The sequence below is a fragment of the Brasilonema sennae CENA114 genome (assembly GCF_006968745.1).
GTDB classification, from domain to species: Bacteria; Cyanobacteriota; Cyanobacteriia; order Cyanobacteriales; family Nostocaceae; genus Brasilonema; species Brasilonema sennae.
In genome coordinates this window covers 7,111,500-7,138,272 of the sequence record NZ_CP030118.1, presented here as the reverse complement: position 1 = coordinate 7,138,272, position 26,773 = coordinate 7,111,500, and the positions used below count along the sequence as shown (strand labels likewise).

Genomic DNA, 26,773 nt, shown 5'->3' with positions numbered 1-26,773 from the left:
CTTCGGCTGACTTGATTAGGGAGTTGGCTATTTCTCACCTTTCGGCTCACCCAGTCCTGGAGTTGAGTCTGTATCAACTTTAGGTACAACATCAGGACGCTCTTTGTCTTCCCAACCTACAGGACGTTTAGAGTTGAACCAAGCAATTGAGCCAATGCTGACAGCAGCAATAAAGCCAATCACATACACAGCGGTGAAAGCAAAAGGAAACTGGTATGGCTCTTTGACTGCTTGCGCTGCTGCTTCCATCAAAAAATACATAAATATAACCCCTCTACAGTAGGCAACTTACATTAGACCCTATAGAAAGAACGTATCATTAACATCCACCGCAGGGGAGAACAGCAGTAGGGAAGTTAGGCAGATCGGCGTTTTTCAAGTCACAGAACAATTTTCCTCACCAGTGCGTAAGTCTCACCTTTAGTTTTGGTTCCCGTCGAGTTAATTGATGATTCGATTTTACGACAATCAGCACTTTGTCAGGCGCAGTGCTGATTACGCGACTCTACCCAAGCCTAAACCATAGAATGGACTCAAAACGACTCAAAAATTAATCAACAATACAAGCAGATAATTTCGTCGCGTCTCAAAAAATGGTACAGTCACCATGAAAAACCCTTTAGCAAACTAGAGGCTTGGGCTGGTTTTTGTGCGATCGGGCGTTGATATAAGTCCTGCTTAACAATTTCTTTTTGACAAAGAAACAGGTTTTTGTGCTACTATATAAATAATGGAAAAGCTGTGCGCAGATAGACCCCTCCTCACAATTATGCAATAGCTCGTAAAGGCAACTGGTCGTAAAAAGTATAATGAAAAAGACTAAAGGGAACTCGTCGGAGTTCTGAGAGTTTCACAACAAAGTCATAAATACGAGACTCGGCAATCTCCCAGTGTTTCCGTAATCACGGGCAATGCAATTGAAGCATCTTATATATCTTATATATATAGTTAGATAAAACATTCGCGCCTATCCATGAACGAACAGCGCCAGCAAGCTTATCTCAACCTGATTGAAAAACTACTGAATTGCCCAAGTGAGGAAGAAGCAGAGATTTTAGAGGCGAACCAAGATTTAGTTGATGCTGAATTCTTGGGGATGCTGGAAGCTGTGGCGGAGAATTTCTCACCACAGGGGGTATGAAAATGTGGAGAATAGGAAATTGGTTGAGAAATGTGGCGATTCAGTTGAGGGAAGCGTTGAACCTAACCCCCCAACCCTTTTCCCTAGTAGGGAAGGGGGAGAATTCAAAGCCTCTCAAAAAGCAGGAGGAGGAATGGAAGCGAGGTTTGCAATCTCTGGGTGAAGAGGAGTTACAGGAATATTTCCAATTTTTGGAGGAGGTACTGCGAGTAACAGCAGAAAGCGAAGGTGACGCGCAGGTAGTTTACCCGTTGCTGGTAGAAAACACACAATATCTCAATCTGAATTTAGCGGAAGTCTTGCGGCGTTGGATGACAAATAAGCTGGCGGAAGTTGAGACAGATGAAGCACAATCCTTCGCTGTAGATATTTTCAATTTTAGTAATCGAATTCAGGAATTCCCCTTGGGTGACAAAGCCAGCAACATGGAAATTGCAATCGCTGGTTATGAAGTTGTGTCAACCGTGTTCACCCGCCAAAGCTTTCCCCAAGATTGGGCGACGACGCAAAATAATCTCGCGGCTGCTTACCGTAACAGAATACACGGGGAGAAAGCAGAGAATCTCGAACGTGCGATCGCTTCTTACACTGCAGCTTTGGAAGTAAGAACCCGCGAAAGCTTTCCCCAACAATGGGCGATGACGCAAAATAATCTCGCGACTGCTTACTCTGACAGAATACGCGGGGAGAAAGCAGAGAATCTTGAGAGTGCGATCGCTTCTTACTCTGCTGCTTTGGAAGTAAGAACCCGCGAAAGCTTTCCCCAACAATGGGCGATGACGCAAAATAATCTCGCGACTGCTTACTCTGACAGAATACGCGGGGAGAAAGCAGAGAATCTTGAGAGTGCGATCGCTTCTTACTCTGCTGCTTTGGAAGTAAGAACCCGCGAAAGCTTTCCCCAACAATGGGCGATGACGCAAAATAATCTCGCGACTGCTTACTCTGACAGAATACGCGGGGAGAAAGCAGAGAATCTTGAGAGTGCGATCGCTTCTTACTCTGCTGCTTTGGAAGTAAGAACCCGCGAAAGCTTTCCCCAACAATGGGCGATGACGCAAAATAATCTCGCGACTGCTTACTCTGACAGAATACGCGGGGAGAAAGCAGAGAATCTTGAGAGTGCGATCGCTTCTTACTCTGCTGCTTTGGAAGTAAGAACCCGCGAAAGCTTTCCCCAACAATGGGCGATGACGCAAAATAATCTCGCGACTGCTTACTCTGACAGAATACGCGGGGAGAAAGCAGAGAATCTTGAGAGTGCGATCGCTTCTTACTCTGCTGCTTTGGAAGTAAGAACCCGCGAAAGCTTTCCCCAAAACCATGCTGATACTGCGTTTAATTTCGGTTTAGCTTACATTGATGCTGAACGGTTTGCGGATGCTTACAACATTTTTCAATCTGCCATCGACGCTGTAGAATTTCTGCGGGGTGAAATTGTCTCTGGTGATGAAATCAAACAAAAACACGCGGAAGAATGGAACTCGCTTTATCGCCGCATGGTGGAAGTGTGCCTGGAATTAGGATACGACGATCAGGCAGTGGAATATATTGAGCGTAGCAAAACGCGTAACTTGGTGGAAGTGATAGCAAGTCAAAAGCGTTCTCAGCCATTGCAAGAACTCGATCAAAAAATTGCTGAAGAAAAGCGTCGTCTAGAAACAGTAGAAAACCCAGATACAACACACCTCAACGAACTCCGTCAACAACGAGAAGAGTTGATCGGGCAAGTCATCCCCTTGAAACACATCCGCTTTGCCCAAATTCAAGAACTTGTGGATGAGCGCACTGCTATTTTGCAATGGTATATTTTTGATGATTGCTTTCGCGTTTTTATCATCACCCGCAACAATCAACAGCCGATAATTTGGCAATCTTCACTGCAAGATTTAGAAGATTTACAGAATTGGAAAGATGAGTATTTAAAAACTTACACTACAAAGAAACCACTCTGGCGATATCAACTCGCTACCAAACTGAGCAAGTTAGCTGAGATTCTACATATTAATGATATTCTCAACCTGATACCATCTTCTTGCCAAGCTTTAATTCTTGTACCTCATCGCTACCTGCATTTGTTACCGCTTCATGCTTTACCCATTTCGGGAGAAGGGGAGAGTTATCTTTTGGATAACTTTTCTGGTGGGGTGAGATATGCGCCTAGTTGTCAGTTGTTGAAATTAGCCACATCTGGGAACCCCTCGCTTTTACCTACGCGAAAATCTTTCCCTCTCCTTAATAAGGAGAGGGATGCCCGACAGGGCAGGGTGAGGTTCCCTCTGCTTGGTAACGAGAGGGATGCCCGACAGGGCAGGGTGAGGTTTCCAGGTGAGGAGTCACGTTCTTTATTCGCCATCCAAGATCCCAACGAGAACCTGATTTATACCAATATAGAAGTCAAAACAATTTCGCATGACTTCCAGCCAACCACTGTTATAGAAAAAAGCAACGCTACGAAACAAGCTTTATTGCAAGCAGAGAGTTTCTCTCACGCCCAAGTTGTTCACTTTTCTTGTCATGGCTACTTTGATATCAATTCGCCTGTGGATTCGGCGATAGCTTTAGCAGGTTGCGTCTCTGTCATTCCCGCCGATGCTGATTCTGGTGACTCTACTATTAACTCTAATCAACGCTATCGCAAATTAGCAAATGGTAATGCCATTGATTTAGAAAAATGCTTGACTCTACCTGACATCTTTAATCTCAGTTTACCAGAATGTCGCCTCGTCACTCTGTCTGCTTGTGAAACTGGGCTAACAAGTCCCAACAGCACCAGCGATGAGTATATCGGTTTACCGAGTGGTTTTCTTAAAGCAGGCAGTTCTAGTATAGTCAGCAGTTTGTGGTCGGTGGATGACTTAGCAACTACCTTATTAATGATTCGATTTTACGACAATCAGGACTCCCTGCCAATTGCTCAAGCACTTTGTGAGGCGCAGTGCTGGTTACGCGACTCAACTCAAGCCGAAATCATACAATGGACTCAAAAGCACTCAAAAATCAATGAACAACACAAGCACACAATTTTGCAGTATCTACAAGAATGGTATCAGCCTGAGCGCAAACCCTTTTGCAAACCGGAGTCTTGGGCTGGTTTCTGCGCGATTGGGTGTTAATTCTATCGTCCATATCCGCCTGAGATTAAAATCTCAGGCTCAAAGCAAAAGTCCTCTTTAGAGGACTCAAAGCCTATCAACCAGAGATCTTAGTCCACTTGAGTGGACTTTGGCTATCAGCCCAGAGTTTGAACTCTGGGCGGGCAAGGATTCTAACGCATTCTCTCACAACAATATTGGAGATATCACCTATGGAAGCTAATCAACCAGATTTCATCATTGAAGCTTTTTTGCAAGTCGTAGAACAACAAGAATTTGTCTTTGATGAAAAAAGCCGCGAAGATTTGTTGACAATCAAGCAAACCCTGGCAGAATTAGAAAATCAACCACTCTCAACAGCCGCTGATGCAATTACCGCTTGGTGTAGAGAACATCCAGATGTCGCAGATGCTGTCCGATTTGCTGCCAGAGAAATCACTATCAAAAAGCGGAATCCGGCAAACCAAGAAGGAACTTTAATCAATCAGTTCCCAGATTATCAGAAAATCATTGATGAGCGGCAAAAAAATCCACAGCCAGAACCTCCCAAAAAATGAGTCCTAAAGTTTATGCTCCCAATGTCCATTTATTTGCCTTTGTTCTGCAAAAAGCAGAAGAAAAGGAGAAAGATTGGCTTTGGAAAACTTGTGATGAAATCATCCACAAAATCCTGCATGAAAAATTCAACTTGATGCAATTGCTGGATTTAGAAAAGGAGCCAGATAACCCGACTGTCTCTCTCATCAAAGCCGATGAACAAACAGAAGTTGCCCCTGTTGAAGGCGCGGTGACTTTCGATAATTCATCCAATAATTCATCCAATAATTCATCCAAAATATCTATCCACGGATTTGCCTATCCGCTAAGACTTTATGATAGTTACGGACTGTGGTTAAACCTGCGCCGTCCTCAAGAAGAAAATGGTCAAAGAACTGAGGATGTCGATATTCAGCTTCTGCGTCAACTCAACCCAGAGAATTGTTTGCTCTTAAATGGTAATAAGAACTTTCTTGGTGAAACTCTCATCATTACTGCTTGGTTGTCATCAGAACAAGATCCTCAAAATCACAAAGCTTTGAAAAATCTTGCTGATGAATGTCTCAAAGCTTTATTCCCTCAAAGCTATATCATACCTCCATTTGCTCGTTCCGACACTCTTTTTGGTAGCCCCATTTTTGAATATGGACTTTTTAGTCAATTGAGCAATTACCGTCATATTTTAGTTTGGTTTTTCAGCCATCCAGAAGCGGAAGAGAAATTTGGTTTTTATCAAGAGCAATTATTTGATTTATTTTTCTTTCGCGCCAAAGTCGTAGAAGCTTTTCGACAAAGCCGTCAGGTTTATCAGGACACCAATCAAGAATATAGCAAAATAGAAGAAGAAATTAAAACATTAGAAAAGTTTGGCAATCAGCAATTAACAGAATGCGAATTAGACCAATTAAGCGAGAAATTAAAAACACTTCCCAAAACTGCTTTAGACTATGCCAATCTGCTGCGATATCTCGAAGCATACCAAAATACAATTGCGATAAATTCTCTAGATTATGCTGATAGATTGGAACAAATTCGTGGTATGATTAAAGATGAAGATATTAGTTTTTTAGAAAAATTTAGCCTGGAAAACTGTGCTTATTTTCAGGAACAGATAAAAGCAGACTTGGGATATTTTCATCATGGTTCAAGCTTGCTGGATAAGGCTATAGCTTCAATCCGGGGGCGTGTGGCGATAGATAGGGCGAAGAGCGATCGCATTGCCGAGGAGAAGAAAGAAAAGAGCGATCGCAATCTCGAAATCACGATTCTCGCCGTAGGTAGTGCGATCGGTTCTGCTGGAATTATGGCATCTAGTTACGCCCTCGTCACAAAAGAAGACCCCGTGTTACCTCCCTTTTCCACAGCTCATCCTCATCGCTTCACCTTATCCATTTGTTACAGTCTCCTTTTCGGAGTTGTTGTAGGAATCTTGATTTGGGGAGGAGATAAAATTTGGCAGTCTTATAAAAAGGGAACAGGGAACAGGGAACAGGGAACAGGGAACAAGAAATAGGCAACAAGGAATAGGGAATAGGAAAAAAGCAACAGGAAAGAAGGAGGCATATCATGTTCACTGTTTGCTATCCTAAATCTTGATACTGGCAAATAATAAAGTTCTTCAGGGCGTGCTGCCGTTTTGATGCAAATGACTGAACAACGTGATCCTGATTTACCATCCACCGATTCTCAACAATCAAGTGAACCAACTGATTTGACAACAAAGCCAGTTGATGGTTCATTAACAAACCAGATTTCAGGTGTTTGGAACCAGACAACAGCACGCTTGATGAAACGACTACCCGTAGATAAAATATCACAGACGGTTGTTGGGTGGTTTAGCGTTAGTGAAGCCCAGGTTGCAGAGATTCTGGAGACAATTCGAGCAGAATTGCCAACCACTGAAGCCCTTTTTATTGGTAAGCCGCAAGCAGGAAAAAGTTCGATTGTGCGAGGACTGACGGGAGTTTCAGCGGAGATTGTCGGTCAAGGATTTCGTCCACACACACAACACACCGAGCGTTACGCCTACCCTTCGGCTGACTTGCCACTACTTATTTTTACAGATACCGTCGGGCTGGGAGATGTAAACCAGGATACTGAAGTCATTGTTCAGGAATTGGTTGGAGATTTACAACAAGAGAGTCGTCGCGCCAAAATCTTGATTCTCACGGTTAAGATCAATGATTTTGCAACTGATACGTTGCGACAAATTACTCAACAATTGCGTCACAAGTATCCAGATATTCCCTGTCTACTAGCGGTGACTTGCTTGCATGAGGTTTATCCTCCTGGTACAGATGATCATCCAGCATATCCACCAGATTTTGAAGAGGTTAACCGGGCATTCACTGCAATGCAGCAAGCTTTTGGGAAATTATGCGATCGCGCTGTCCTGATTGACTTCACCCTGGAAGAAGACGGTTACACCCCCGTGTTTTATGGCTTAGAGGCGTTGAGAGATACCTTAGCAGATTTACTACCAGAAGCAGAAGCCCGAACAATACACCAGTTATTAGATGAAGGAACTGGCAAACAACTTGGTAATCTTTACCGCGATGTTGCACGGCGTTACGTTTTAGTATTTGCGATTATATCAGCTACCATCTCAGCGGTGCCGCTACCCTTTGCAACGATGCCAGCACTCACAGCCTTGCAAGTCTCGATGGTGGGGCTGCTAGGAAAATTGTATGGACAGACGCTGACGCCATCGCAAGCTGGGGGAGTTGTGAGTGCGATCGCCAGTGGTTTCTTAGCACGAGCGATCGCACGTGAATTAATCAAATTCGTACCAGGTTTTGGCAGCGTAATAGCTGCTTCTTGGGCAGCTGCTTACACTTGGTCACTTGGAGAAGCAGCTTGCGTTTACTTTGGTGATTTAATGGGTGGGAAGAAACCAGATCCCAAGAAAATTCAATCTGTGATGCAAGATTCGTTCCAGGTTGCAAAAGAACGGTTTAAGGGAATTAAGCGTTGAAAGGATATCTGAAAAACAGTTATCAGTTATCAGGTAGGAAACGGACTCGTCCACCCCTTGTTCACTGTTTACTATTCACTGTTTACTGCTCACTGTTCACTGTTTACTGTTCAAGGCATTGCAACCATCTTCATTCCTGGTGGTGTTGCTACAGTAAGACCGCGACGCACAGGACGCACGGGACGCCTATTGACCAAGGAGACTTGGAAACGCGATAAAATTGTCGCCAATACGAGTTTCATTTCATACTGGGCAAATGCCAGCCCAATACAGCGACGATTTCCACCACCAAAGGGCAAATACTCATAAGGCGAAAATTGCTTTTCCAAAAAGCGTTCTGGTTTAAACTGCCTTGATTGTGGGTAAGTTTCTTCCCTGTGGTGCGCTAAGTAGATACTGGGGATAATGAGTGTTCCTTCTGGGAGCGTGTAACCTTGGATATTGATTGGTAATTGCACAATCCGAGGAAAAGCATTCATCGCAATCGGATATATCCGCAAGGTTTCTTGGCAGACTGCTGTTAGGTAAGGCAATTTGGTCACAGTAGTTGGATCTGGGTTCTCACTGAGGGTGTTGAGTTCCTTTAGCAACTTGTCGCCCACTTCTGGTAAATAGTCAATCCAGTAAAATGCCCAAGTCAATGCTGAAGCAGTCGTTTCATGTCCCGCTACCATCAGACTCATCAACTCATCGCGTAACTCTTCATCAGTCATCGGTTGACCATCTTCATAACGAGCAGACATCATTAAACTGAGGATATCTTGCCGATTTTGATCAGATTGGGCGCGACGTTCCCGAATCAGCGCATAAATTATTTCATCTATTTGTTGTCGCAGGCGTAGGACTCGACCCCAAGGACTCCACGCGCCGAAATCTTTTTGTACAAACGGAAAAGAGAAGCCAGCGGATAAGAGGGGGGAACTTATAGAATCCAACAGTGAACTCAACAATGGTCGAATTTTTTCTAAACGAGATCCTTCATCTAAGCCAAACACCACCCGCAAAATAACTCGCAAGGCGATTTCTTGCATCGACGCACGGATATTAAAGGGCTTGCCCATCTTCCACTCGTTGCTCACCTGGTGCGTGATTTCGCGGATAGTTTCGGCGTAAGCCCGCATTCGGTCACCATGAAAACGAGGGGTCAACAGTTGACGTTGGCGTTGGTGGCGATCGCCGTCCAGTAGAATTAAGGAGTTAGAACCCAGCAAAAATTGTAAACCTCGGTTTCCTCTTCCAGCAGAAAAGTGACTGGAATCCGCATTAAAAATTTGTTGCAGCGCTTGAGGATGACTGAAGTAAATAATAGGAGAATCATTGCCACTCCAAAGAGTGAAGCTATCACCGTATTCCTTAGCAAAATCATCCGCATATTCCAACGGCTGAAAAATAAATTTCATCCGGCGTAGGAAAACCGGCATTTTTGGTCCATCAGGCAGATTGTTAGTTGCTCTCATAAAGACTTGTGGCGTTGAGCATTGATTGCTTTTATTGTGACTCTTTTAAGCAAGATGTGTCTGATTCTGTGAGTGTAAAACTATTCCTTCTATCAGCCGATTCCCCATTTGTCCTTCAAGAGTTATATTTTGTGTAAGAGTGTCGGAAGTAAACAGTGCCAAAAATCATCGCTATCCTCAACGGTAAGGGAGGCGTCGGTAAAACAACCACCGCTGTCAACCTGGCTGCAACCTTTGCACAACAAAAAAAGGTTCTTTTAATCGACGCAGATATTCAAGGTTCTGCCAGTTGGTGGTTTGGACGCGGGGAAAGTAGCATGGGATTTGATTTATCACAATCAACTGACCCGAAACTTTTAGGTTATTTACGAGGAATAACAGGTTACGATTTAGTAATGGTAGATACGCCTCCGGCGCTGCGCTCTGAAGCATTGGCGGCAGTTGTTGCTGCAGCTGATTATTTGGTTTTGCCTACGCCATGTGCACCAATGGATTTAGCTGTCCTAATCGAGACAATCCAACAAGTCGTCACTCCTACTGGGAAAGCCCATCGGGTTTTGCTGACGAAGGTGGATACGCGCTGCTTAGGGGAAGTGCTAGATGCTCAAAACACTCTTAGGGAGATGGGAATTCCTGCTTGTAAAGCTTTTATCCGCGTCTACAAAGCGCACGAACGAGCTGCACTTGAGGGTGTCCCAATAACCAAATGGCGAGGAAATAACGCACGAGAGGCGGAGTCAGACTACCGTCAAGTAGCCGAAGAAATAAAGCGTGATTGGAGGCAATATGACTAAAAAACGTCTTTCTGATTTATTACAAGAAGAAGCACAAAAACTTTCACCATCAGAAGGTGAAACGACTATTGATGTTGATGCTGTTGCAGATGATAATTCCTCCACATCTTCCGATAGTGATACGGAGAATGAAGAGGAGACACAACAAGCTGCTGAAACAACAACGTCTAAGCGTACAACACCAACAAAAGCAGAGTTAGAAGCAACTGTCAAAGAGTTAAAGGAAGCTTTGGAAAAAGCACAAAAAAAAGAAACTTCTCTGGTGAAACAGTTGAAGAACACTTTAGAAAAAACACAGCAAAATCAAGCTTCTGTTGTTAATGAACTCAAAGAAACTATGGAGAAGACACAGAAGAAAGAAGCTTCTGTTGTCAAACAACTCAAAGAAACTTTAGAAAAAGCACAGGAAAAAGAAGCCTCTCTTCAGCAGCAAATCACTGATTTAGAATTAGATGTATCTAAGCACAAAATACTAGCAGCAAGCCTGAAAACAGAGCTTGATGATGCAAAAAAAGCTGCGATACAACTCGCAGAAGCTAATTCACAACTGACAGAAACAATCACTACATTACAACAGCCCAAGCAAAATGCTCTAGTACCAAAAACTTACAAAAAATCATACCCTTTAGCACAAAGATTACCAGAAGGACGACCTATAACCAAGGATAACGATTCTGATGATAATTCTTCTCCGATGTGGTTACTTGATTAAAGTCACTCAATCGGTACAGTTAACATCAATTCTTACAAATCATCTATGGCACTCCTTAGCTTATTTTTCAGTTCAGCAGTGCCATTTTTCTTGTTATGTCTTCTTGAATAAATAGAATTTGCTAGGCAGTATTTCACGCCTGAATATTCTGGTGATAGTTAATATTTACTGACTGTTGAGATTAGCGCAGACTCATTTCTACAAAGGCAACATAAGGACAATAAGAATTATAATTCTCTTTGAGACAACTTGCTTTTATGCCAACGCTGCGAGCATTCTCAACATTAATGTTTAGAACTTGCTTTGCCGTTATTGTCAAATCTTTTGTAGCTATTAATTTGTTGTCAACACTTACGTCAAGTACTATCTTATCATCTTGACGAGCATAAAGGTGTTTGCCATTTATTCCAACAACTAAATTTAATTGTCGAAACTTAGAGTTAAGAACGCATGACACTCCAGCAGCTTTACTCTTGGAAATATAAGGATAAGGCTCACTACTTTCGCTAAACAAATAAGCGATTTCAGGCAAAGCTTCCCCTCCTATAGCAATGTTTTTTGGTTCACGCGGCTTTACTAAAGATTGTTCAACGCCAGGAGTAGAACTAAGACATTCCGTATCAAGAAGAGAAACAGCAGTCCCAGATGGCGAAGCAGTAGGGGATTCGGTAACGGTGGGTGTGGGTGAAGCTGTAGGAGTTTCGGCAACCGTTGGCGTGGGTGAAGCAGTAGGGGATGCGGCAACCGTTGGCGTGGGTGAAGTAGTAGGTAATTCGGCAACGGTGGGCGTAGGTGAGGCGGTAGAGTTGTTTCCACCTGTACTACTCTGTTTAAGAATAACAGCAGTAATTACTGATGCACCTATTGCAGTAGCAATGATTAGCCCGGTAATTAAGGAGATAAAAACCATTGGATTTTTTCTCTGGTTATTGTCATTTTGCCTTTGATTCCTTGAATCTTTCGGACTCATGTATTTGACTCCCTAAACTGATACTTTAACTGTCAAAGTCGTAACTAATCAACTTATGATTGTTAGGATTTACGAGATTGATATTCTACAGATTACAAGTGTGGACCTGGTCGAAGAACTTACTAAAAACTGGCTCTCCTAAACCTTGCGACATTTGAAACTCATTCCACTTCCACTGCATCGTTTTACCAAGCAATACTGCCTCCAAACCCCATTGTGGAAGATGACCGTTGGGAGCACAAAGGTCGAAGGTCATCTGGTTATACCATAACCACCTTCCATGCTTGCGCCATCCAACATGATTTCCAAACTGACAATACAATTGATATTCGGTGTTAGTATTATTTCCAAAACGCTCCCAGATTTGCTTCTGCACGCTGAAGCCAAAGCGTCCTTCAGAAAACTTGATCCAAAGCTGATCAATTGTGCGTAGATCTGAGCATGGCAATTTTTCGATGGATTTAACATTAAGCAAATTCCCCGTTTGACCAGCAAGTTGCAGGATGAGCATTTCCGTTTCTTGATCAGCTTGTTTCCATTTCCGTGCTGCTAAAAACTCACGCAGTCGCGTGTAGTCTACTCGCGGCTCAGAAATGACATTGTCGGTCTTTAATAAGTCATATGGCATTGAGTGCCAAATGTTTTGAATAGCTTCTATGGAGATAGCTACCCCCTTGCCATTATCTATTCGCTGTGAAACTACGCCCAAAACATAGCCACTTTCTAGATCAACTACAGGGGAGCCACTATAACCAGCTTTGAGATCGTGTTCGCTATCGTCATCAATTAGCAAATTCCAGGCTTGAGTGCGATCGCCTTCTATACTATCTATCCTTTGCTTCCCACCTAACTTACCCTTAATTTCTGCAAGCTTTGCTACCTTTGTTGCGTCAGTATAAAAACCAGCTGTTAAGAATTGTCTTCCCTTATTGCCAACTACACCCAGCCTTAGTGGTGGTAGTCCACTCAAGTGTTTTTTGACTGCTAATACAGCTAAGTCGCAACCAAGGGTATTACCCAAAGCTTTTACTGTTGCAGGATGACCACCAACTTTTACCTTTTCTGACCCTCCAATCGCCTCTACCACATGGGCGCAAGTCAACAAATAGGTCGTCTGTTGATCTTGATGAATAACAAACCCTGTGCCACGGTCTCGATCTGCAATCCGTTCTGGATCTGCGCTGGTGATTAAAATCACAGATTCCGAAAAATTTGCATTCATTGAAGTTAAGCCTTGGGTTTAAGTACCAGTTTGACCTTTAAATTAGAACCAGCTTTAGCCTTGGTCACGTATACATTGCCCTCTCCCTCAAAACTAAAGCCGATTTCAATCTCAGCCTGCTCAATCTGCATCTCTTGATTCAGTTCCTGCCAAGCAGCCGCAATGGGACGACACGTCTTTACCAAAATTGGCTTAATTTTGTCAAAAGTTGTACTAACCCGATCTGCAGCACTACCTGCAATCTGTCTGGCTTGGTCTTCTGGCACTTCTACCTCTACCAAAGTGCCATCCTCTAACTTGATTAGTTTGGTAGCCATCACTACTTGCTTTTAAGATGAATTATGCATTAAATAACACGATATAACAGAGCTTTTCCGGAAAGTTTACCAAGACAACTTCACAAAATATACGCGCGCAACTAGAATTCACGGCTACACAAACTCAGTCCGCAAAGGCAGACTTAAAAAATTTCAAACCCACATGGGCGTTGGTTTACATCTGTTTCAACTTATCTGCTGTTAAACCTACTCCTGCAACTGGTCATCCCGGAATTCTAAAATATGCTGAGCAGTCATTTGCGGCTGTTCTAAATGAGGAACATGACCGCAATCTTTAATCCAAATGAGTTTACTATTTGGAATCGCCAATTTAAACCTGTTGGCATCCCTGATACCTAAAATCCTGTCAGAATCACCCCATAAAATCAGCGTTGGTTGCAGAATTTCTGCTAATTTCTTAAATCTAAAAGCACTGTAACCACCGCTTTTGGTAAAAGCAATTAAAGCTTTCTGCCAGTCGGGGCATTCTAGGTGTAGTGCTGCACATAATTGAGCATCAAGTGACGCTAACTCCCTATTTTTGTAAGCAGCGCGAGAGATACTTGCCCGAACTTTCGGATTACGTAAAAATTGAGTTGCCCAATTATCCAAAGGTGGAATCATCAACTTGCTTAATGGTGAACCACCTGCTAAACCAGCACTATCAATTAATACCAGCTTTTGCACGACTTCTGGGTAAGTGAGGGTGAAATCAATTGCTGCTGCACCTCCCATTGAAGCGCCCACTAAAATCACAGGTTTGTTAATTAGGGTTTTCCAGAAATAATAGAGATGGGTTTTAATGCTGAGGGGGCTAAACTTAACTCCAACTGGTCTATCTGTGAACCCAAAACCCAATAAATCCACTGTCCATGTCTGGTTTTGTACCGCAAGTTGAGGGATAAGGCGGCGAAACTCGAACACAGAACCGTCAAAACCGTGAATCAACAGCAAAGGTGTACTTCCACTTCCTTGATGCACATAAGTTGTAGTAATTGGTTGTGTACTCAAGGGAGTCAGCAGAGCAATCTGCTCTATACTCTGAGCAAGAGCAATTGAGGAAGGTTCTGTGAGTTCGCCAACTGTAGTTGGTAAGAAACTTGGAAACATAGGATTTTGTTTACCTGAAGCTTTACATCTTTAAACCAATGCCGTTTTTAGCAAACTCTTCTACTGTTTTGTCTGAAAATTCATGAGTCGCCATATCTTGTAACATTGACAAAGGTAAAGTCAGATGATGAGCACCAGCTTGTAGTGATGCTGCGGCTTCTTGTGGTGATTTAATACTAGCTGCTAAGATTTCAGTGTTGCTGCCAGTTAGTACACTAGCCATATCTCGTACTAAACCAATTCCATCCCCTAATAAACGGGTAGCACGATTGACATAGGCGATCGCCATTTTAGCACCCGCCTCCCGTGCCACTGCTGCCTGTGCTGCACTATAAATCGCTGTCACTGAACAAGTGATTTCTGGCGAGAGACTCGCCACTACAGCAAATCCAACTGGTGTTGCTGGAATCTTCAACACCGTTTGTTTGCCAATAATCTCAAAAGCTTTCCTCCCTTCCGCCAGCATACCTTCAAAATCAGAGGACATGAGTTGGTAAAATACTGGTCCACAAGTCAGCTGCGTCAATTTTTTCAGCGTAGTTTCGGGTGGGTTATCGCTTTTTGCTAAAAGCGTTGGATTTGTGGTGATGCCTTTTACCCAACCCATTCTACTGGCAATTTCAGCTTCAGATACAATTGCTGAGTCCAGATAGATTGCCATGATTGTCTCGCTTTTTGAGGTGTTGCAACAACAGCTATAATCTCACATTCCGAACCTTGAGTGGTAGCAGTTATGAGATTCACCTTTTTGAATTTTGAATTTTGAATTTTGAATTATTATCACCCTCCTCGCCGTCTCATAAGAATATCCCAAGTTCCTCCACCAGCCACACCGTCAGCTTCTACACCATTGCGCTTTTGTAAAGCGATGACTGCAGCCTCGGTTGATTGGCCAAAATCGCCATCAACTTCGTTCTCATTCAATAAACCGAGTCTTTGCAGTCGTCTTTGCAACCTGACAACCTCAGGACCACGCATTCCTATACGTAAAATGGGTAATCCTTCGGAGGTATATTGAATTGAAGCAACTTGTTGAGTACGAGTGGTTGAGCTAGGACGAGTTGAACCAGAGCGATCGCTTTGCTGAGTGCGAATGCTTTGCTCAGAACGAGTCGAACCAGAGCGGGTAGATGTTGATTGTTGTACGTTTGTTGTCTGTGAACCTGCGGTGGTCTTGCGCGTCACAGAGCGTGGTTCTGTTTTGGAATCATCTCCTCTGGTTCTAGTCGTTGCAGTGGTCTTACGCGTCACAGAGCGTGGCTCTGGTTTAGAATTCTCTTGTCTGGTTGTGGTGGTTGCAGTTGTATTGCGTCCTGCAGATGCTGGCTCTGGTTTAGAGGTCGCAGCAGATGGTGTATTAGTCGTTGTAGGTGTTGGATCTGTTGAATTTAAACTAGGAACAACAACTTGATTGGTGTTAGAAGTTCCAGACGCAAGAGGAGGTCTGCTTGTAGAATTAGGTGATGATCCAGATGATGCAACTGTTGTTTCACCAGGAAAAAGTCGTTGCCAAGTTGTTGTATCAACAATGCCATCTGATTTCAAGCCAGCTGCTTCCTGAAACCGGGAAACAGCGACGACGGTACTTTCGTTATATTCCCCATTTACTGTGCCTGTGTAGAAGCCTAAAAGTTTTAAAGCTGCTTGAAGTTCCGTGACACGTTCTCCTTTGCTACCAATTTGGAGAGTAGGACGGTTGATGCCTTCAGAGGAAGTTGTCTGTGCTATTTGTTGTGGTTGAGATGCAATCGAGACTGTAGATAAACCAAGAAGCAGAGATACTCCGCAGGATAGCAGTATCTTGACATTTAGTAGGGCTTGAGACCTCTGCTCTGTTTTCATTCCACCTGAATTTACGGATGGCTTGAAAAACGGTGAGTCATTTAACGGATTTGTTTTTATACTGCTTTTCATGGAAATCCCCCTGGCTCATCTCATGCTATTGATTGGCGTATAATGCAACTATAGAGTAGCAGTATTTTAAATTCGTCTTAGGAATTAAAATCTAAAATTGCACTATGAACCGCTCGTTCTTGACCCACTAGTGACACATAAGGTTCCCGTAAATATCGGTCAGCAGCAGTTCTGACATCTGTAGCACGTAAAGATGCGATCGCCTCCTGAAAATCTGTATCAAAATCAATTCCCAGTCCCAAAATTTCATACCAGCCATACATCTGAGCAATTTGGGCATTTGTTTGTTTGCCCAAGGCGTATTGTCCTAATATTTTGTTTTTTGCTGCTTGGAGTGCGTCTTCGTCTAATTCTCTAGTGAACAGTAAATCAACTTCCTGACGCAAACTAGAAAGAGCAACTTGGGTATTGTCTGGTGCTGTACCCATGTAAACGACAAATGATGCTCTTGAGAGTCGTGTTGGGTAAAAAGCTGATACCTCGTAAGCCAAGCCACGCTTTTCGCGCAGTTCCACAAACAAGCGACTGGAAAGACCATTTCCCAAGTAAGTAGATAGTAACTTCAATGCTGCGTAATCACTTGAGCGCACCGATGATCCCAAATAACCTAGCATAACGATAGATTGCTGGGTTTGTTGAGGTGTAATCTTGATTTGAGGTTCAACGTTGAGTTCTGGTAAATTTAGTTTTGGCAATGGCTGAGTGGGGGATGCTTGCCAATCATCAAAAACTTCTTGCACAAGAGCGATCGCATTTTCTGGTGTGATGCGTCCAGCAATACTAATAACGATATTCTCAGGACGGAAATGTCTCTGATGATACTCCACTAAGTCTTGGCGAGTTAAGCGACTCATAGTGGCTTCATTGCCTAATCCCGAGCTTGCATAAGGATGGTTTTGATACATAACATCCCGGAGTTGATCAAAGGCAATCGTAAACGGCTGTTCTTGTTGTGAGCGAATATCTTGTAAGGCAACACGCCGTTCTAATTCTACCTCTGCTTCTGGAAATGTTGGCGATCGCAAAATTCGTGCCGCCAACCTAAACATTTGTGCAAAATCTGAGGTGACTGTCTTCAACGAAAGCAAAAAATAATCAGATGCAGTGTCTGCACCCAAACTTGCTCCCAGCGACTCCACTTGTTCGGCAATTTCCAAACTCGTAAGTCCATTACAACCTTTTGTAAGCACCGTTGATAGCAAATATGCTAACCCAGCTTGTTCTGGGTTCTCATAACAGCTACCAGCGCGGGCAAAAATTCGTGCTGCAATAATATCTGCAGCCGGATTTTCTACCACCAAGACTACAATGCCATTGTTCAATACTGTGCGGTGGATATGGGATTGTTGCTGCGATGTTGTCATTTGTCCTAAGTCAATTGTCTTTTGTTATTTGTCCTTTGTCTTCCGTCATTTGTCTTTGATGCTAATGACTAATGACTCATGACTAATGACTAAGAGGGTTTAAGTACTGTAACCACGTAATGATTGGGTGAGAGATACTCTTGTGCTAGTTTTTGCAGTTGTTTGGCATCAAAGAATTGAATTTGCGACGGATAAGCCACTGCTAATTCAGCTTGAGCAATCGTGTTGTAGTATCCATAAAGTCCTGCAAGCTGATTTGGTGTTTCGGTAGAAAATGCAAAGTCATTACACAGGAGTCTTTGAGCGCGCTTTATTTCCTGTTCCCTGATTCCGTTGTCAATTAAATCTTGCAAATGTAGACGAATTAAGGATTCGACACGTTCCACATCTTTTGGTTCTAACCAAGCTGTGATTGTAAATAAACTGGAGTCTTGTTGTAAGGAAAAATGACTACAGATGCCCTGTACCAATTGTTGCTCTTCTCTCAAATCACGCACTAGACGAGAGGTGCGTCCTTGCGCCAATAAGACAGAAAGTAAATCCAATCCACAACAAGTATCTAGCTGTTCGACTCCAGGTCCAATCCAAGCCATTAACAACCGCGCCACTTCTAGGCGAGGCAAAGAAAGTTCGTGACGACGAATTCCAGGTATAACCGGCTTCGCCACCTCCTTTTTTTGAGGACAGTCACAGCAATGTTCAGCAGAATTAACAAATGTCTGGTTCGCTAATTTTAAAGCAGATTCTGCAGCTACTGAGCCAACAATCACCACTGTCATGTTTTCTGGTTGGTAGTGAGCACGGTGAAAAGAGCGCATAATCTCTGGTGATTGCTTCATTAATTCTTCCTCACTACCTAATATGGAACGTCCGTAAGGATGATGTTGATAAACACTTGAGAGTAGAGCGTGAAATCCGATCCAATCTGGATCATCATGTGCTTGACGAATCTCCTCTAGCACAACATCTCGTTCACGGGTAAATTCATCCTCTGGTATTGCTGCATTTAGTAGTAACTCTCCCATGTAAGGCAAAGTCTCTTCTAAATGTAGGGAAGCTGTCGTGAGAGAATAATGAGCGTAGTCGTAGCTTGTCGCCGCATTGGTTAGCCCACCCTGATTTTCAATCTTTTGATCAAATACCCCTGGCGGTACCCTTGCAGTACCTTTAAAAATCATGTGTTCCAGAAAGTGAGCCATACCAAACCACGGTTCTGGCTCAAAGTTAGCACCTGCACGTACCCAAATATCTGCCACAACAACAGGGGTTGTGGCAATTTCTTGATGAATTAAGGTTAAACCATTGTCTAGTTTGAAAACAGACGCTGGAAACACGGTCTTTATCAGTTTATTTAACAATTCTTTACAGTTATAACCACAATATAGCCTTGTTCTGCGATTCTAACTCTTATTAGCACCCTTATATTGGATCGTTTTACACAGATTTTTTTACTATATAAGCTTTTAAGTAGGGCTCTTAACCCTCCAGGTGTGCGCAGAGCGCACGCCTTGCGGCGTTCGCGCAGCGTCTCCGGAGGAGATACGCCAGTCGCCTGTTAGAGAACTTTTTAATGAATTATGACGCCTAGAACAAGAGTTTTTGTGTATAGCTCTGCACAAACATATATGAAGTTTGTTTATAAATTATCTTTCGATTTTTTAAGTTTTCATGAATTGTGAATGAAATTCAAAAATCAAAGCTCCCATGTCTTAACTGAGCAAGGGAGCTAGATGTTTTGGTACACCGCGACGCCGTTTTACCTAAGTTTATGACCTGGATAAACCAGGTGGGAACGGATGCTGCTCGTTTAAAGTTTCCGGGTACTTTGCCCGGTATACTGCCACGAGAGTTATTAAGCTCCCTTATTCTTAAGGCATAGATCAAAAAACTTTATGGCAGTCACCAACGTAGCAGTGCAACAAAACCATTATAGCTTTCAAAAAGATTTTGTGTTTTTTTCGTTGAAATTTTCTAGCAGGCTTGATGAGGATACCAGATAGATTCTATACTTCGGGCGATGACAATCGCTTGATCCCGACTTTGAGTATCTAGCAAAACCGTAACGTGTCCCAGTTTGCGCCCAGGACGAGATTCGGTTTTTCCGTACCAGTGGACATGCGCTTGGGGAATCTGCTCTATTTGCTGGCGCTTGGTGATATAGTCACTTTCAGAAATTTCATACCCCAAAAGGTTAACCATCACAGCACCAGGGCAAATCATGGTTGTGTTACCCAACTGCATACCACAAACTGCCCGTAGATGCTGCTCAAATTGAGAAGTTTCGCAAGCATCAATCGAGAAATGTCCGGAATTGTGGGTGCGGGGTGCGACTTCATTAACCAGCACCTTGCCATCAGGCGTCAGAAAGAACTCTATACCAAAAACTCCCACTGCATCTAGACTATTGAGTAAAGTACGGGCAATCTTGTCTATTTCAACAGCCACCTGTGATGAAACACAAGCGGGTGCGATCGCTCGCCGACACACTTGTTCTTCCTGCTGAGTCTCTACGACTGGGAAAGTACAAACCTCACCACTCACATAACGCGCCGCAATCACGGCTAATTCCCGTTCAAACGGAATAAATTCTTCTAATAAGAAACTATTCGGTTGAGTTTCAAGCTCTTTTGTGCTATACACTTCTAATTTTTGCTTTAAACTTTCTATATCCTTAATGATAAAAGTCCCTTGACCATCATAACCATGGCGGCGGGCTTTCAAAACTGTAGGAAAACCAATTTCGGAGGCGAAGATAACTTCTGCAGTTGTATTCCAATCTTGTTCTATGGCGACAAACCGAGGAACAGGTAAACCCAAGTCCCGTAAATAGCAGCGTTGGTGATATTTATCTAACAGGGGAGCCAATGCCTCCAGTCTAGGACGAAAACAAACGCCTTGTTCTGCTAACTTTGATAAAGCTTCAATATCAACAAATTCGTTCTCAAAGGTAATGACATCGCTTTTTTTGGCTAATTCAGCCGTGGCGTTAGCGTCATCAATTGCAGCGAAAACGTTATCCTTAGCTGATATGGATACAGCTGGATCGTTGGGGCTAGGAGTTTGCACAACTAATTCAACTCCTAACTTCTTTGCAGCATCTGCCATCATCCACGCTAATTGTCCGCCACCAATAACACCAACACGCTTCATCGACATCCTAAAAAATTCCTAGCTTCCACGGTTTAGTTTAGCAACACTAGTACCGCTGCGCGGAAGTCAAAAGGAGCCGCTTTCGCCTGGGCGGGTTTCCCGCAAAGTCGAGCCACCGCCTCCGGCGTCTACAAGGCTCAAAGTTCAAGTCCGTTTTAACGGACTTGAACTTTGAGCCAAGAAATTTATTTCTTGGCAGGCGAAAATAATAGTGCAAGATCTGAGTTATGCTTCTGACAGGGCATGGTAGCTTTATTTTTGCCGCGTCGTAGTAGCACTCAAAGACTATTCGGGTTTCTCTATTAATAAATCGTGTTTCAGCAGAGCGTTTGCTGCTTTATTGATAAAGTCAAAACTCATACCTGCTCTATCTGCAATATCCAGTAAGCCATGATCGCCGTCAGACAAATTCAGAACCCACAACATTGCTAGTTCTGTGATTTTTGTATCCGTCTGTCCACCAATTGCGCCATATAAACCCCTTTTACCCAACTGCGGTTCACATTTTGGATTTTGGTTTAAGTATTTTTTGTTGTTTTCTAGAATATGTAGAGTTGACAAGCACTTGGAGAATGAATCAGCGAGGGACTGGGGTTTGACAAAATCCAAATTGTCTGCTGATGTATGATATTCAGGATAACAGCTATGAGGTGTTCTCATGAAACAACCAACAGGTAAGTTAAATGCTGGTGAACAAAACTGTCGTTCGTCATAGCCATAAGGAAAGAAATCTATGATGTCATGTTCTTGACGAGAATGTTTTAAAACATGAGTTACAGCTTTATCGATTTCAGCATCACCTCTACGACTTTTTTTATAAGTAGACTTACCGGAATCACCTACACAAGTTAAAACTAAACCGTGTTTAATATTCTGAACCTGACTTTCATTTAAAGAAAGCCAAGTAATAGAACCGATAGTTCCTGGAATAAAGAGAAATCGATAAGAGTATGAAAGGTTTATTTGACTGAGATATTTTGCCAAGAATGTGGAGAGCGCAATCCCAGACAGATTATCATTACCAAGTGATGGATGACAAGCATGGCATGATATCAGTACTTCGTCTGGTTTGTCTCCTTTGAGGTAATACTCGCCATATGTCAGATAACCATTCTCTAAGGAAGAATCAATGCACACCTCATACTCTTCATCTTCTAGTTCCAGGAGTTGATTGTGACTTAGACAAAAGCCCCAGCTTTCTTTATAATAAGAAGTCCGATAAGGAATCCAATCAGGGTGTTCGGGTAGGGTAAATAGATGTTTATTTAGTTCATCTAAAAGTATTTTTTGGTGAATCGGCACGCTGTAGTTAACAACATGCAAGTTTGATTTCTTAAAGTCTATAATTTTTTCTCCTTTTGAATTCTTAATATAGGCATCTTTAATATTCCACTCTCTGGGTACTGTCCAATCAAAGACTTGAGTACCAGTGGGAACTTCATGCTTAGTTAATTCAATATGTTTTGAAATCCAATGTAGCGTTTCTCGAAAACCATTGCCAGTTATACTACGGCATATAGGATATAATTGCGAGATCAACTGGTACATTTGGTGGCTAACTTCATTTGGGTTAACCTTCTGCTTAAGATCAGTTATATTCATGTTTTTCACCTTTTATAAAAATTGTTAGTTGCTAAATTTCATTCAGCTTGCTTGCAGGTACGCGAAAAATTACTCATCATAAAATGATAATTAATGTAACATTTAACATTATTGTTATTTAGCTTTTGCTACTGGGGAGGTAGAACCTCCCAACATTCGTTACCAGGCTGAGCCTGATAACGAGAATACAGAGGCTCAGCCTCTTGTTGAGAGTTGCGCAAGCTCTCAGTAAGATAACAGTAAGAGTAGAGTAGGCGAGCTAAAAAACGACTTTACGACAATAAAAACCTTCAGCATACTTACTAGGTGCATTAGATTCCATTCCTCGCAGTCTGAGAAGAGATAAAAATGTTTCTTCTGTAAACCATTCTTTGCTATTTTGTGATGGAAAGCTTTCCAGAATATGCTTCACTTTGTTTTGGTAATTCTCTGGATTTAAATGAACAAAGAAATTAGGATTTCCTAAATCACCATCGTACTTGGGTATTTCATATTCTAGAATGAGATGATTTCTAAATGTGTTCCAAGTAAAATCAGAAATTAAGCGATGATCTTGATGCAAATCATGGCGGTAATGAGTAAAAATGATATCTGGGTTATAATCTCGCTTTAATTGCTCGAAAAATTGTTTGACTTCACTTCCCAAGAACGGCAAAAAACCATCTTGAAATTCTTGTATCAATATTTTTTTATTTTGTACTTTTTCTAAGAATTTATTTGCACTGTTATAAGCTTCCTTTTCTCTTTGTACATTTGAACTAAAAACAACCCAATAAAATATCAGATTTGGGTACTTTTCTATTAATCTTAATATTGTGCCTCCACAACCAATTTCGATATCATCGCAATGCGCACCTAAACACAAAACTTTGTAATTTAGATCACTTCTTCTCTCAAAATCAAATTTCAGCATATTGCGAATTCTTTAATATTAGAAAGTACTTCGGGTTAGATACTTACTAAAAACAGTAATGACAGTAGACATCTATTGAGGACATCTACTGTCATGACATGAATATTTACTCTTAAGCTAAACTCACTGGCATTGAATGATTTACAATATGGTGAATCGGGCTATATTCCAAAGATTTTCCCTTTCTTTCAAGATGCTTCCAAACTGCCCAAGGAGCCTTGCTTTGACAATACATGTCATCTAACTGCTGTTGCTCTTTGAAAGTATCCATACAAGCCCAAAAACCGTTGTATTTATAAGCCACTAGCTGTTGTAACTTCATTAATCTTTGAAATGGTTCTAGAACCAATTCTTCTCCAGGCTCCATATATTTAAAAATATCTTTATTAAATACAAAGAAGCCTCCATTGATCCGAATACCAGCATGTTTTACATCTTGGATATCCGTTACCAAACCATTTTCTTGCATTGAAACCAAATGAAAACTTTGAGATGGTTTTACACAGATAAAACTAGCTGTTTTCTGATGCCTATAAAAGTCTTCGATAATGTCAGGTAGATGTAAATCTGTTAAACCGTCACTGTAATTCGCTAAAAAGACCTCTTCTCCTTCTAAATATTCTTCAATCGCTTGCAATCTTTGACCAATATTTGAATTCAATCCTGTATCGACAAAAGTAATATTCCAATCCTCAATATCACTATTGACAAGTTTTATTTTTTTACCTCCTTGCTGCAAAGTAAAATCATTGGAAGCACACTCATCATAATTGAGGAAATAATTCTTGATCACGTCTGCCTTATAACCTAGACACAAAATAAAATCTTTGTGTCCGTAGTGGGCATAGTATTTCATAACATGCCACAAAATTGGTCGGTAGCCAATATGAACCATAGGCTTAGGAATATTGGTAGAATATTCTCTTAGTCTTGTTCCTAAACCACCACAAAATAAAACCACTTTCATGATGTATTCCTTTTTATTATTATTGTTTTTTAACGAAATTGAACTTGATCGATAGCTGGCTCAAGGATACACATTGACTTCCGGAATTGGCACGACAAATTGACAACCCCAATCACGTACAAATGACATCTGCGACATGATCTCATTTTTCAGATTCCAAGGTAGAATCAGCAGATAGTCTGGCTTTGTTTCTTGAATCTTGTCTGGATGAAAGATGGGTATATGAGTTCCTGGTAAGAATTTGCCTTGTTTGTATGGGTTGCGATCTACCGTGTAATCGATGAAATCTTCTCTGATTCCACAATAGTTCAAAAGGGTGTTACCTTTACCAGGAGCACCATAACCAGCAATTGATTTGCCTTTTCGTTTTGCCGAAATTAAAAATTCCAAAAGTTTGAACTTGGTTTCCTTAACTTTCTTGGCGAATGAAAAATAGTGTTCTATGTTGTTAAACCCAGCCGTCTCTTCCCTAGCTCTTAGCTCTATCACCTGCTGACTAATTGATTTAGAATTATCTTCTGCATGACAAGCATAAATTCTCAGAGAACCACCGTGAGTTGACAGTTCTTCCACATCAAAGATAGCTAAACCGTGCTCTGCAAAAATCTTTTCAACTGTCAGTAACGACAAGTAAGAGAAGTGTTCGTGATAGATGGTGTCAAACTGGTTTTCCTCAATCAGTCGCATTAAGTGAGGAAACTCCATAGTTATCACACCTTTCGGCTTGAGTAAAATTTTAGCTCCTGCGACAAAATCGTTTATATCAGGTACGTGAGCCAGTACATTGTTAGCCGCTAATAAATCGGCTTGCTTACCAACAGCAGCCAATTCACTTGCTGTGTTTTTTCCAAAAAACTTTACAACTGTGGAAATGCCTTTTGTTTTAGCTACCTGAGCAATATTAGCCGCTGGTTCTATACCTAGAACAGGTATTCCTCTTGATACAAAGTATTGCAATAAGTAGCCATCGTTACTAGCTATTTCTACCACTTGACTTGAAGTATTCAACCCAAAGCGACCTATAACTTTTTCAGTATAATTCTTGGCGTGTTCTAGCCAGGAGTCAGAGTAAGACGAAAAGTAAGCATACTCGCTGAAGATATCCTGCGGACTGACATATTCCTGAAGTTGAACCAAAAAACAGCGATCGCACACATACACGTGCAGCGGATAGAAACGCTCCATTTGGTTTAGCTGTTCAGGTGTCACATAGCTTTCACAAAGCGGTGACATTCCCAAATCAACAAAGGTATGCTTTAATGTTGACCCACAGGCTCGACAGTAGCAATGATTCACGGTTGTACTCTTCTGTACGTAAGGCTTTAAAGTTGTTTTACTCATTGATTTCAAATCTTATAGGTAAACCTAGGTTATGTAAACTACCTCTGTTGACTGACTACAAAACTTTACCTCGTAACGAGGCACTCTTCCACGAAGAGGTGCTTGCAATATCCCCTGTAGTACTAAGGCAATTGTCTGTGTAATAACAGTGTCGACCTTCTCTGTTTGCGATCGCGTCCTAGAAAATGTATGACTTAACGTATGAGTTCGAGAAACTACACAGTATTTACGCAACTTTACTAAATGCATACTGTATTCAAAATTATAGGTCATTTAAATAGTAACAGTTTATTAGCCATCAATTATCAGTTTTATAACCGTTTTATTATAACTATTGACTGTTTTTATCTCTTGACTCCAACGAGGTTGTGTGTATTTACTTGGTAATAAAATTTTTATATTTCCTTTGAATGAGGTCAAAGTAACTGACTTTTATTAATATATTATTTTTGCATTAAAAAATAAAAGAATGTTGACTGAAGCTACTTTTTGACCTTAGAATTAAAAAAAAAGCAAGTGCTTTTTGCAATTAATTTTTGATTATATTGATAAATTTATTTCCAAGATTTATGCTTTTCTCCCTTTTCTTAGTTTTTGATTAGTTGAAAATCTAAAAGTATTTGAATTTTAGGTTTTTGCTCAAGAATTTAACATATCTTCAACTTTTCCAAAGATTTTTGACATAAATTTGATATAAATTGTTGATTGTACGGAAATTTACTTTTATAGAGGCATTTGCTGTTTGTTTGATTTTCATGTCCACAATTTGTAAGTTGATTGAGGCAATTCTATGTATAAGTAACAGATCAAAAGCCAGAAGTATTCTGGTAGGTAAGCAAGGTAAACCCACAAAGATCGGGTTTTTTCAGGAAGTGTTTTGTTTCTAAGTCCTGGGGGTGTACCTCAAGGGTAGACGTGTTCGTCCATCTCAAAACAAAATTTTTCATTTAGCATAAAAAATGCGTCCGTTATTTTTGCACGCAAAACAAAAGTTTTGTTGAGAAACATCATAAAACATAAATCCCCTCTGCCCTTTGAGTTCTGACGAACGATGAAATGCCTCATTTATAAAGTCAATCTTAAATCCTTAGATATATTTTGTATGTTGCACAGAACAGTCGTTTTAAAGATGTGATTCTACTTCTTTAAAAAACTAGATGCTTCAACAGTATTGATAGTTTTTTGTACAGAGG

At 41.6% G+C, this 26,773-nt stretch carries 22 protein-coding genes and 1 other RNA gene; 7 read left to right on the top strand and 16 right to left on the bottom strand.

Annotated elements, in window-relative coordinates:
- Positions 1 to 27: 27 nt before the first annotated feature.
- Positions 28 to 261, bottom strand: coding sequence for a photosystem II assembly protein Psb35 (gene psb35 / locus DP114_RS29700; RefSeq protein WP_169267347.1), 234 nt, complete (start codon positions 259 to 261; stop codon positions 28 to 30).
- Between the two features lie 712 nt (positions 262 to 973).
- Between psb35 and DP114_RS29695 the strand changes: the two genes are divergently transcribed.
- The 5 genes from DP114_RS29695 (at position 974) to DP114_RS29675 (ending at position 7,747) form a co-directional block, all read left to right on the top strand.
- Entirely contained in the window at positions 974 to 1,141 is a 168-nt protein-coding gene (locus tag DP114_RS29695) for a hypothetical protein (RefSeq protein ID WP_171977831.1), read from the top strand.
- Positions 1,138 to 4,257 (top strand): CHAT domain-containing protein, encoded by a 3,120-nt coding sequence (locus DP114_RS29690; protein WP_172195337.1) that lies wholly within the window; start codon positions 1,138 to 1,140, stop codon positions 4,255 to 4,257. Before DP114_RS29695 ends, DP114_RS29690 begins: the two co-directional genes overlap by 4 nt.
- Before the next feature lie 191 nt (positions 4,258 to 4,448).
- The gene (locus tag DP114_RS29685) at positions 4,449 to 4,793 is read left to right on the top strand and encodes a hypothetical protein (RefSeq protein ID WP_171977830.1); all 345 of its coding nucleotides are present in this window, start codon (positions 4,449 to 4,451) and stop codon (positions 4,791 to 4,793) included.
- Positions 4,790 to 6,286 (top strand): hypothetical protein, encoded by a 1,497-nt coding sequence (locus DP114_RS29680; RefSeq protein WP_171977829.1) that lies wholly within the window; start codon positions 4,790 to 4,792, stop codon positions 6,284 to 6,286. The genes DP114_RS29685 and DP114_RS29680 overlap by 4 nt, the downstream gene beginning before the upstream one ends.
- 132 nt (positions 6,287 to 6,418) lie before the next feature.
- The gene (locus DP114_RS29675) at positions 6,419 to 7,747 is read left to right on the top strand and encodes a YcjF family protein (RefSeq protein WP_171977828.1); all 1,329 of its coding nucleotides are present in this window, start codon (positions 6,419 to 6,421) and stop codon (positions 7,745 to 7,747) included.
- Between the two features lie 110 nt (positions 7,748 to 7,857).
- Here the strand turns inward: DP114_RS29675 and DP114_RS29670 are convergent, their stop codons facing one another.
- Positions 7,858 to 9,204, bottom strand: coding sequence for a cytochrome P450 (locus tag DP114_RS29670; RefSeq protein WP_171977827.1), 1,347 nt, complete (start codon positions 9,202 to 9,204; stop codon positions 7,858 to 7,860).
- A gap of 155 nt (positions 9,205 to 9,359) precedes the next feature.
- Between DP114_RS29670 and DP114_RS29665 the strand changes: the two genes are divergently transcribed.
- Positions 9,360 to 9,998 (top strand): ParA family protein, encoded by a 639-nt coding sequence (locus DP114_RS29665; protein WP_169266542.1) that lies wholly within the window; start codon positions 9,360 to 9,362, stop codon positions 9,996 to 9,998.
- Positions 9,991 to 10,710: a hypothetical protein gene (locus DP114_RS29660; RefSeq protein WP_171977826.1), complete on the top strand. Its 720-nt coding sequence runs from the start codon at positions 9,991 to 9,993 to the stop codon at positions 10,708 to 10,710. Before DP114_RS29665 ends, DP114_RS29660 begins: the two co-directional genes overlap by 8 nt.
- 181 nt (positions 10,711 to 10,891) lie before the next feature.
- Here DP114_RS29660 and DP114_RS29655 read toward each other — a convergent pair whose 3' ends face one another.
- The 14 genes from DP114_RS29655 to DP114_RS29590 all read right to left on the bottom strand — a co-directional run bounded on the left by DP114_RS29655 (position 10,892) and on the right by DP114_RS29590 (position 25,580).
- On the bottom strand, positions 10,892 to 11,680 hold the full coding sequence (locus DP114_RS29655) for a hypothetical protein (RefSeq protein ID WP_171977825.1): 789 nt from the start codon (positions 11,678 to 11,680) through the stop codon (positions 10,892 to 10,894).
- 85 nt (positions 11,681 to 11,765) lie between these two features.
- Positions 11,766 to 12,902 (bottom strand): GUN4 domain-containing protein, encoded by a 1,137-nt coding sequence (locus tag DP114_RS29650; RefSeq protein WP_171977824.1) that lies wholly within the window; start codon positions 12,900 to 12,902, stop codon positions 11,766 to 11,768.
- 5 nt (positions 12,903 to 12,907) lie between these two features.
- Positions 12,908 to 13,219 carry a CU044_2847 family protein gene (locus DP114_RS29645; protein WP_169266538.1) on the bottom strand — a complete coding sequence of 104 codons (312 nt, stop codon included), beginning with the start codon at positions 13,217 to 13,219 and terminating at the stop codon, positions 12,908 to 12,910.
- Between the two features lie 207 nt (positions 13,220 to 13,426).
- Positions 13,427 to 14,329 (bottom strand): alpha/beta fold hydrolase, encoded by a 903-nt coding sequence (locus tag DP114_RS29640; RefSeq protein WP_169266537.1) that lies wholly within the window; start codon positions 14,327 to 14,329, stop codon positions 13,427 to 13,429.
- A gap of 22 nt (positions 14,330 to 14,351) precedes the next feature.
- Complete coding sequence (locus tag DP114_RS29635; protein WP_171977823.1) at positions 14,352 to 14,990, bottom strand: transaldolase family protein; 639 nt, start codon at positions 14,988 to 14,990, stop codon at positions 14,352 to 14,354.
- A gap of 119 nt (positions 14,991 to 15,109) precedes the next feature.
- Positions 15,110 to 16,243 carry a peptidoglycan-binding domain-containing protein gene (locus tag DP114_RS29630; RefSeq protein WP_171977822.1) on the bottom strand — a complete coding sequence of 378 codons (1,134 nt, stop codon included), beginning with the start codon at positions 16,241 to 16,243 and terminating at the stop codon, positions 15,110 to 15,112.
- 77 nt (positions 16,244 to 16,320) lie between these two features.
- Positions 16,321 to 17,607 (bottom strand): M16 family metallopeptidase, encoded by a 1,287-nt coding sequence (locus DP114_RS29625; RefSeq protein WP_171977821.1) that lies wholly within the window; start codon positions 17,605 to 17,607, stop codon positions 16,321 to 16,323.
- A gap of 89 nt (positions 17,608 to 17,696) precedes the next feature.
- Positions 17,697 to 18,941 carry a M16 family metallopeptidase gene (locus DP114_RS29620; protein WP_169266533.1) on the bottom strand — a complete coding sequence of 415 codons (1,245 nt, stop codon included), beginning with the start codon at positions 18,939 to 18,941 and terminating at the stop codon, positions 17,697 to 17,699.
- Positions 18,942 to 19,343: 402 nt separating this feature from the next.
- A non-coding RNA gene (gene ssrS, locus DP114_RS29615) (6S RNA) lies at positions 19,344 to 19,527 on the bottom strand.
- A gap of 51 nt (positions 19,528 to 19,578) precedes the next feature.
- Complete coding sequence (locus DP114_RS29610; protein WP_171978339.1) at positions 19,579 to 20,757, bottom strand: 5-(carboxyamino)imidazole ribonucleotide synthase; 1,179 nt, start codon at positions 20,755 to 20,757, stop codon at positions 19,579 to 19,581.
- A 285-nt stretch (positions 20,758 to 21,042) separates the two neighbouring features.
- Positions 21,043 to 22,359: a DUF4910 domain-containing protein gene (locus DP114_RS29605; protein ID WP_171977820.1), complete on the bottom strand. Its 1,317-nt coding sequence runs from the start codon at positions 22,357 to 22,359 to the stop codon at positions 21,043 to 21,045.
- Between the two features lie 259 nt (positions 22,360 to 22,618).
- On the bottom strand, positions 22,619 to 23,272 hold the full coding sequence (locus tag DP114_RS29600; RefSeq protein WP_171977819.1) for a PIG-L deacetylase family protein: 654 nt from the start codon (positions 23,270 to 23,272) through the stop codon (positions 22,619 to 22,621).
- 112 nt (positions 23,273 to 23,384) lie between these two features.
- A complete protein-coding gene (locus DP114_RS29595; RefSeq protein ID WP_171977818.1) occupies positions 23,385 to 24,239 on the bottom strand; it encodes a glucose-1-phosphate cytidylyltransferase in 855 nt (284 codons plus the stop codon).
- 60 nt (positions 24,240 to 24,299) lie between these two features.
- Positions 24,300 to 25,580: a class I SAM-dependent methyltransferase gene (locus DP114_RS29590; protein ID WP_169266529.1), complete on the bottom strand. Its 1,281-nt coding sequence runs from the start codon at positions 25,578 to 25,580 to the stop codon at positions 24,300 to 24,302.
- Positions 25,581 to 26,773 lie beyond the last annotated feature (1,193 nt).

Excerpts from the sequence above, each read along its gene's own strand:
- psb35 (WP_169267347.1), bottom strand. The coding sequence starts at position 261 with ATGTATTTTTTGATGGAAGCAGCAGCGCAAGCAGTCAAAGAGCCATAC.
- DP114_RS29695 (WP_171977831.1), top strand. The coding sequence starts at position 974 with ATGAACGAACAGCGCCAGCAAGCTTATCTCAACCTGATTGAAAAACTA.
- DP114_RS29690 (WP_172195337.1), top strand. The coding sequence starts at position 1,138 with ATGAAAATGTGGAGAATAGGAAATTGGTTGAGAAATGTGGCGATTCAG.
- DP114_RS29685 (WP_171977830.1), top strand. The coding sequence starts at position 4,449 with ATGGAAGCTAATCAACCAGATTTCATCATTGAAGCTTTTTTGCAAGTC.
- DP114_RS29680 (WP_171977829.1), top strand. The coding sequence starts at position 4,790 with ATGAGTCCTAAAGTTTATGCTCCCAATGTCCATTTATTTGCCTTTGTT.
- DP114_RS29675 (WP_171977828.1), top strand. The coding sequence starts at position 6,419 with ATGACTGAACAACGTGATCCTGATTTACCATCCACCGATTCTCAACAA.
- DP114_RS29670 (WP_171977827.1), bottom strand. The coding sequence starts at position 9,204 with ATGAGAGCAACTAACAATCTGCCTGATGGACCAAAAATGCCGGTTTTC.
- DP114_RS29660 (WP_171977826.1), top strand. The coding sequence starts at position 9,991 with ATGACTAAAAAACGTCTTTCTGATTTATTACAAGAAGAAGCACAAAAA.
- DP114_RS29655 (WP_171977825.1), bottom strand. The coding sequence starts at position 11,680 with ATGAGTCCGAAAGATTCAAGGAATCAAAGGCAAAATGACAATAACCAG.
- DP114_RS29650 (WP_171977824.1), bottom strand. The coding sequence starts at position 12,902 with ATGAATGCAAATTTTTCGGAATCTGTGATTTTAATCACCAGCGCAGAT.
- DP114_RS29645 (WP_169266538.1), bottom strand. The coding sequence starts at position 13,219 with ATGGCTACCAAACTAATCAAGTTAGAGGATGGCACTTTGGTAGAGGTA.
- DP114_RS29640 (WP_169266537.1), bottom strand. The coding sequence starts at position 14,329 with ATGTTTCCAAGTTTCTTACCAACTACAGTTGGCGAACTCACAGAACCT.
- DP114_RS29635 (WP_171977823.1), bottom strand. The coding sequence starts at position 14,990 with ATGGCAATCTATCTGGACTCAGCAATTGTATCTGAAGCTGAAATTGCC.
- DP114_RS29630 (WP_171977822.1), bottom strand. The coding sequence starts at position 16,243 with ATGAAAAGCAGTATAAAAACAAATCCGTTAAATGACTCACCGTTTTTC.
- DP114_RS29625 (WP_171977821.1), bottom strand. The coding sequence starts at position 17,607 with ATGACAACATCGCAGCAACAATCCCATATCCACCGCACAGTATTGAAC.
- DP114_RS29610 (WP_171978339.1), bottom strand. The coding sequence starts at position 20,757 with ATGAAGCGTGTTGGTGTTATTGGTGGCGGACAATTAGCGTGGATGATG.
- DP114_RS29605 (WP_171977820.1), bottom strand. The coding sequence starts at position 22,359 with ATGAATATAACTGATCTTAAGCAGAAGGTTAACCCAAATGAAGTTAGC.
- DP114_RS29600 (WP_171977819.1), bottom strand. The coding sequence starts at position 23,272 with ATGCTGAAATTTGATTTTGAGAGAAGAAGTGATCTAAATTACAAAGTT.
- DP114_RS29595 (WP_171977818.1), bottom strand. The coding sequence starts at position 24,239 with ATGAAAGTGGTTTTATTTTGTGGTGGTTTAGGAACAAGACTAAGAGAA.
- DP114_RS29590 (WP_169266529.1), bottom strand. The coding sequence starts at position 25,580 with ATGAGTAAAACAACTTTAAAGCCTTACGTACAGAAGAGTACAACCGTG.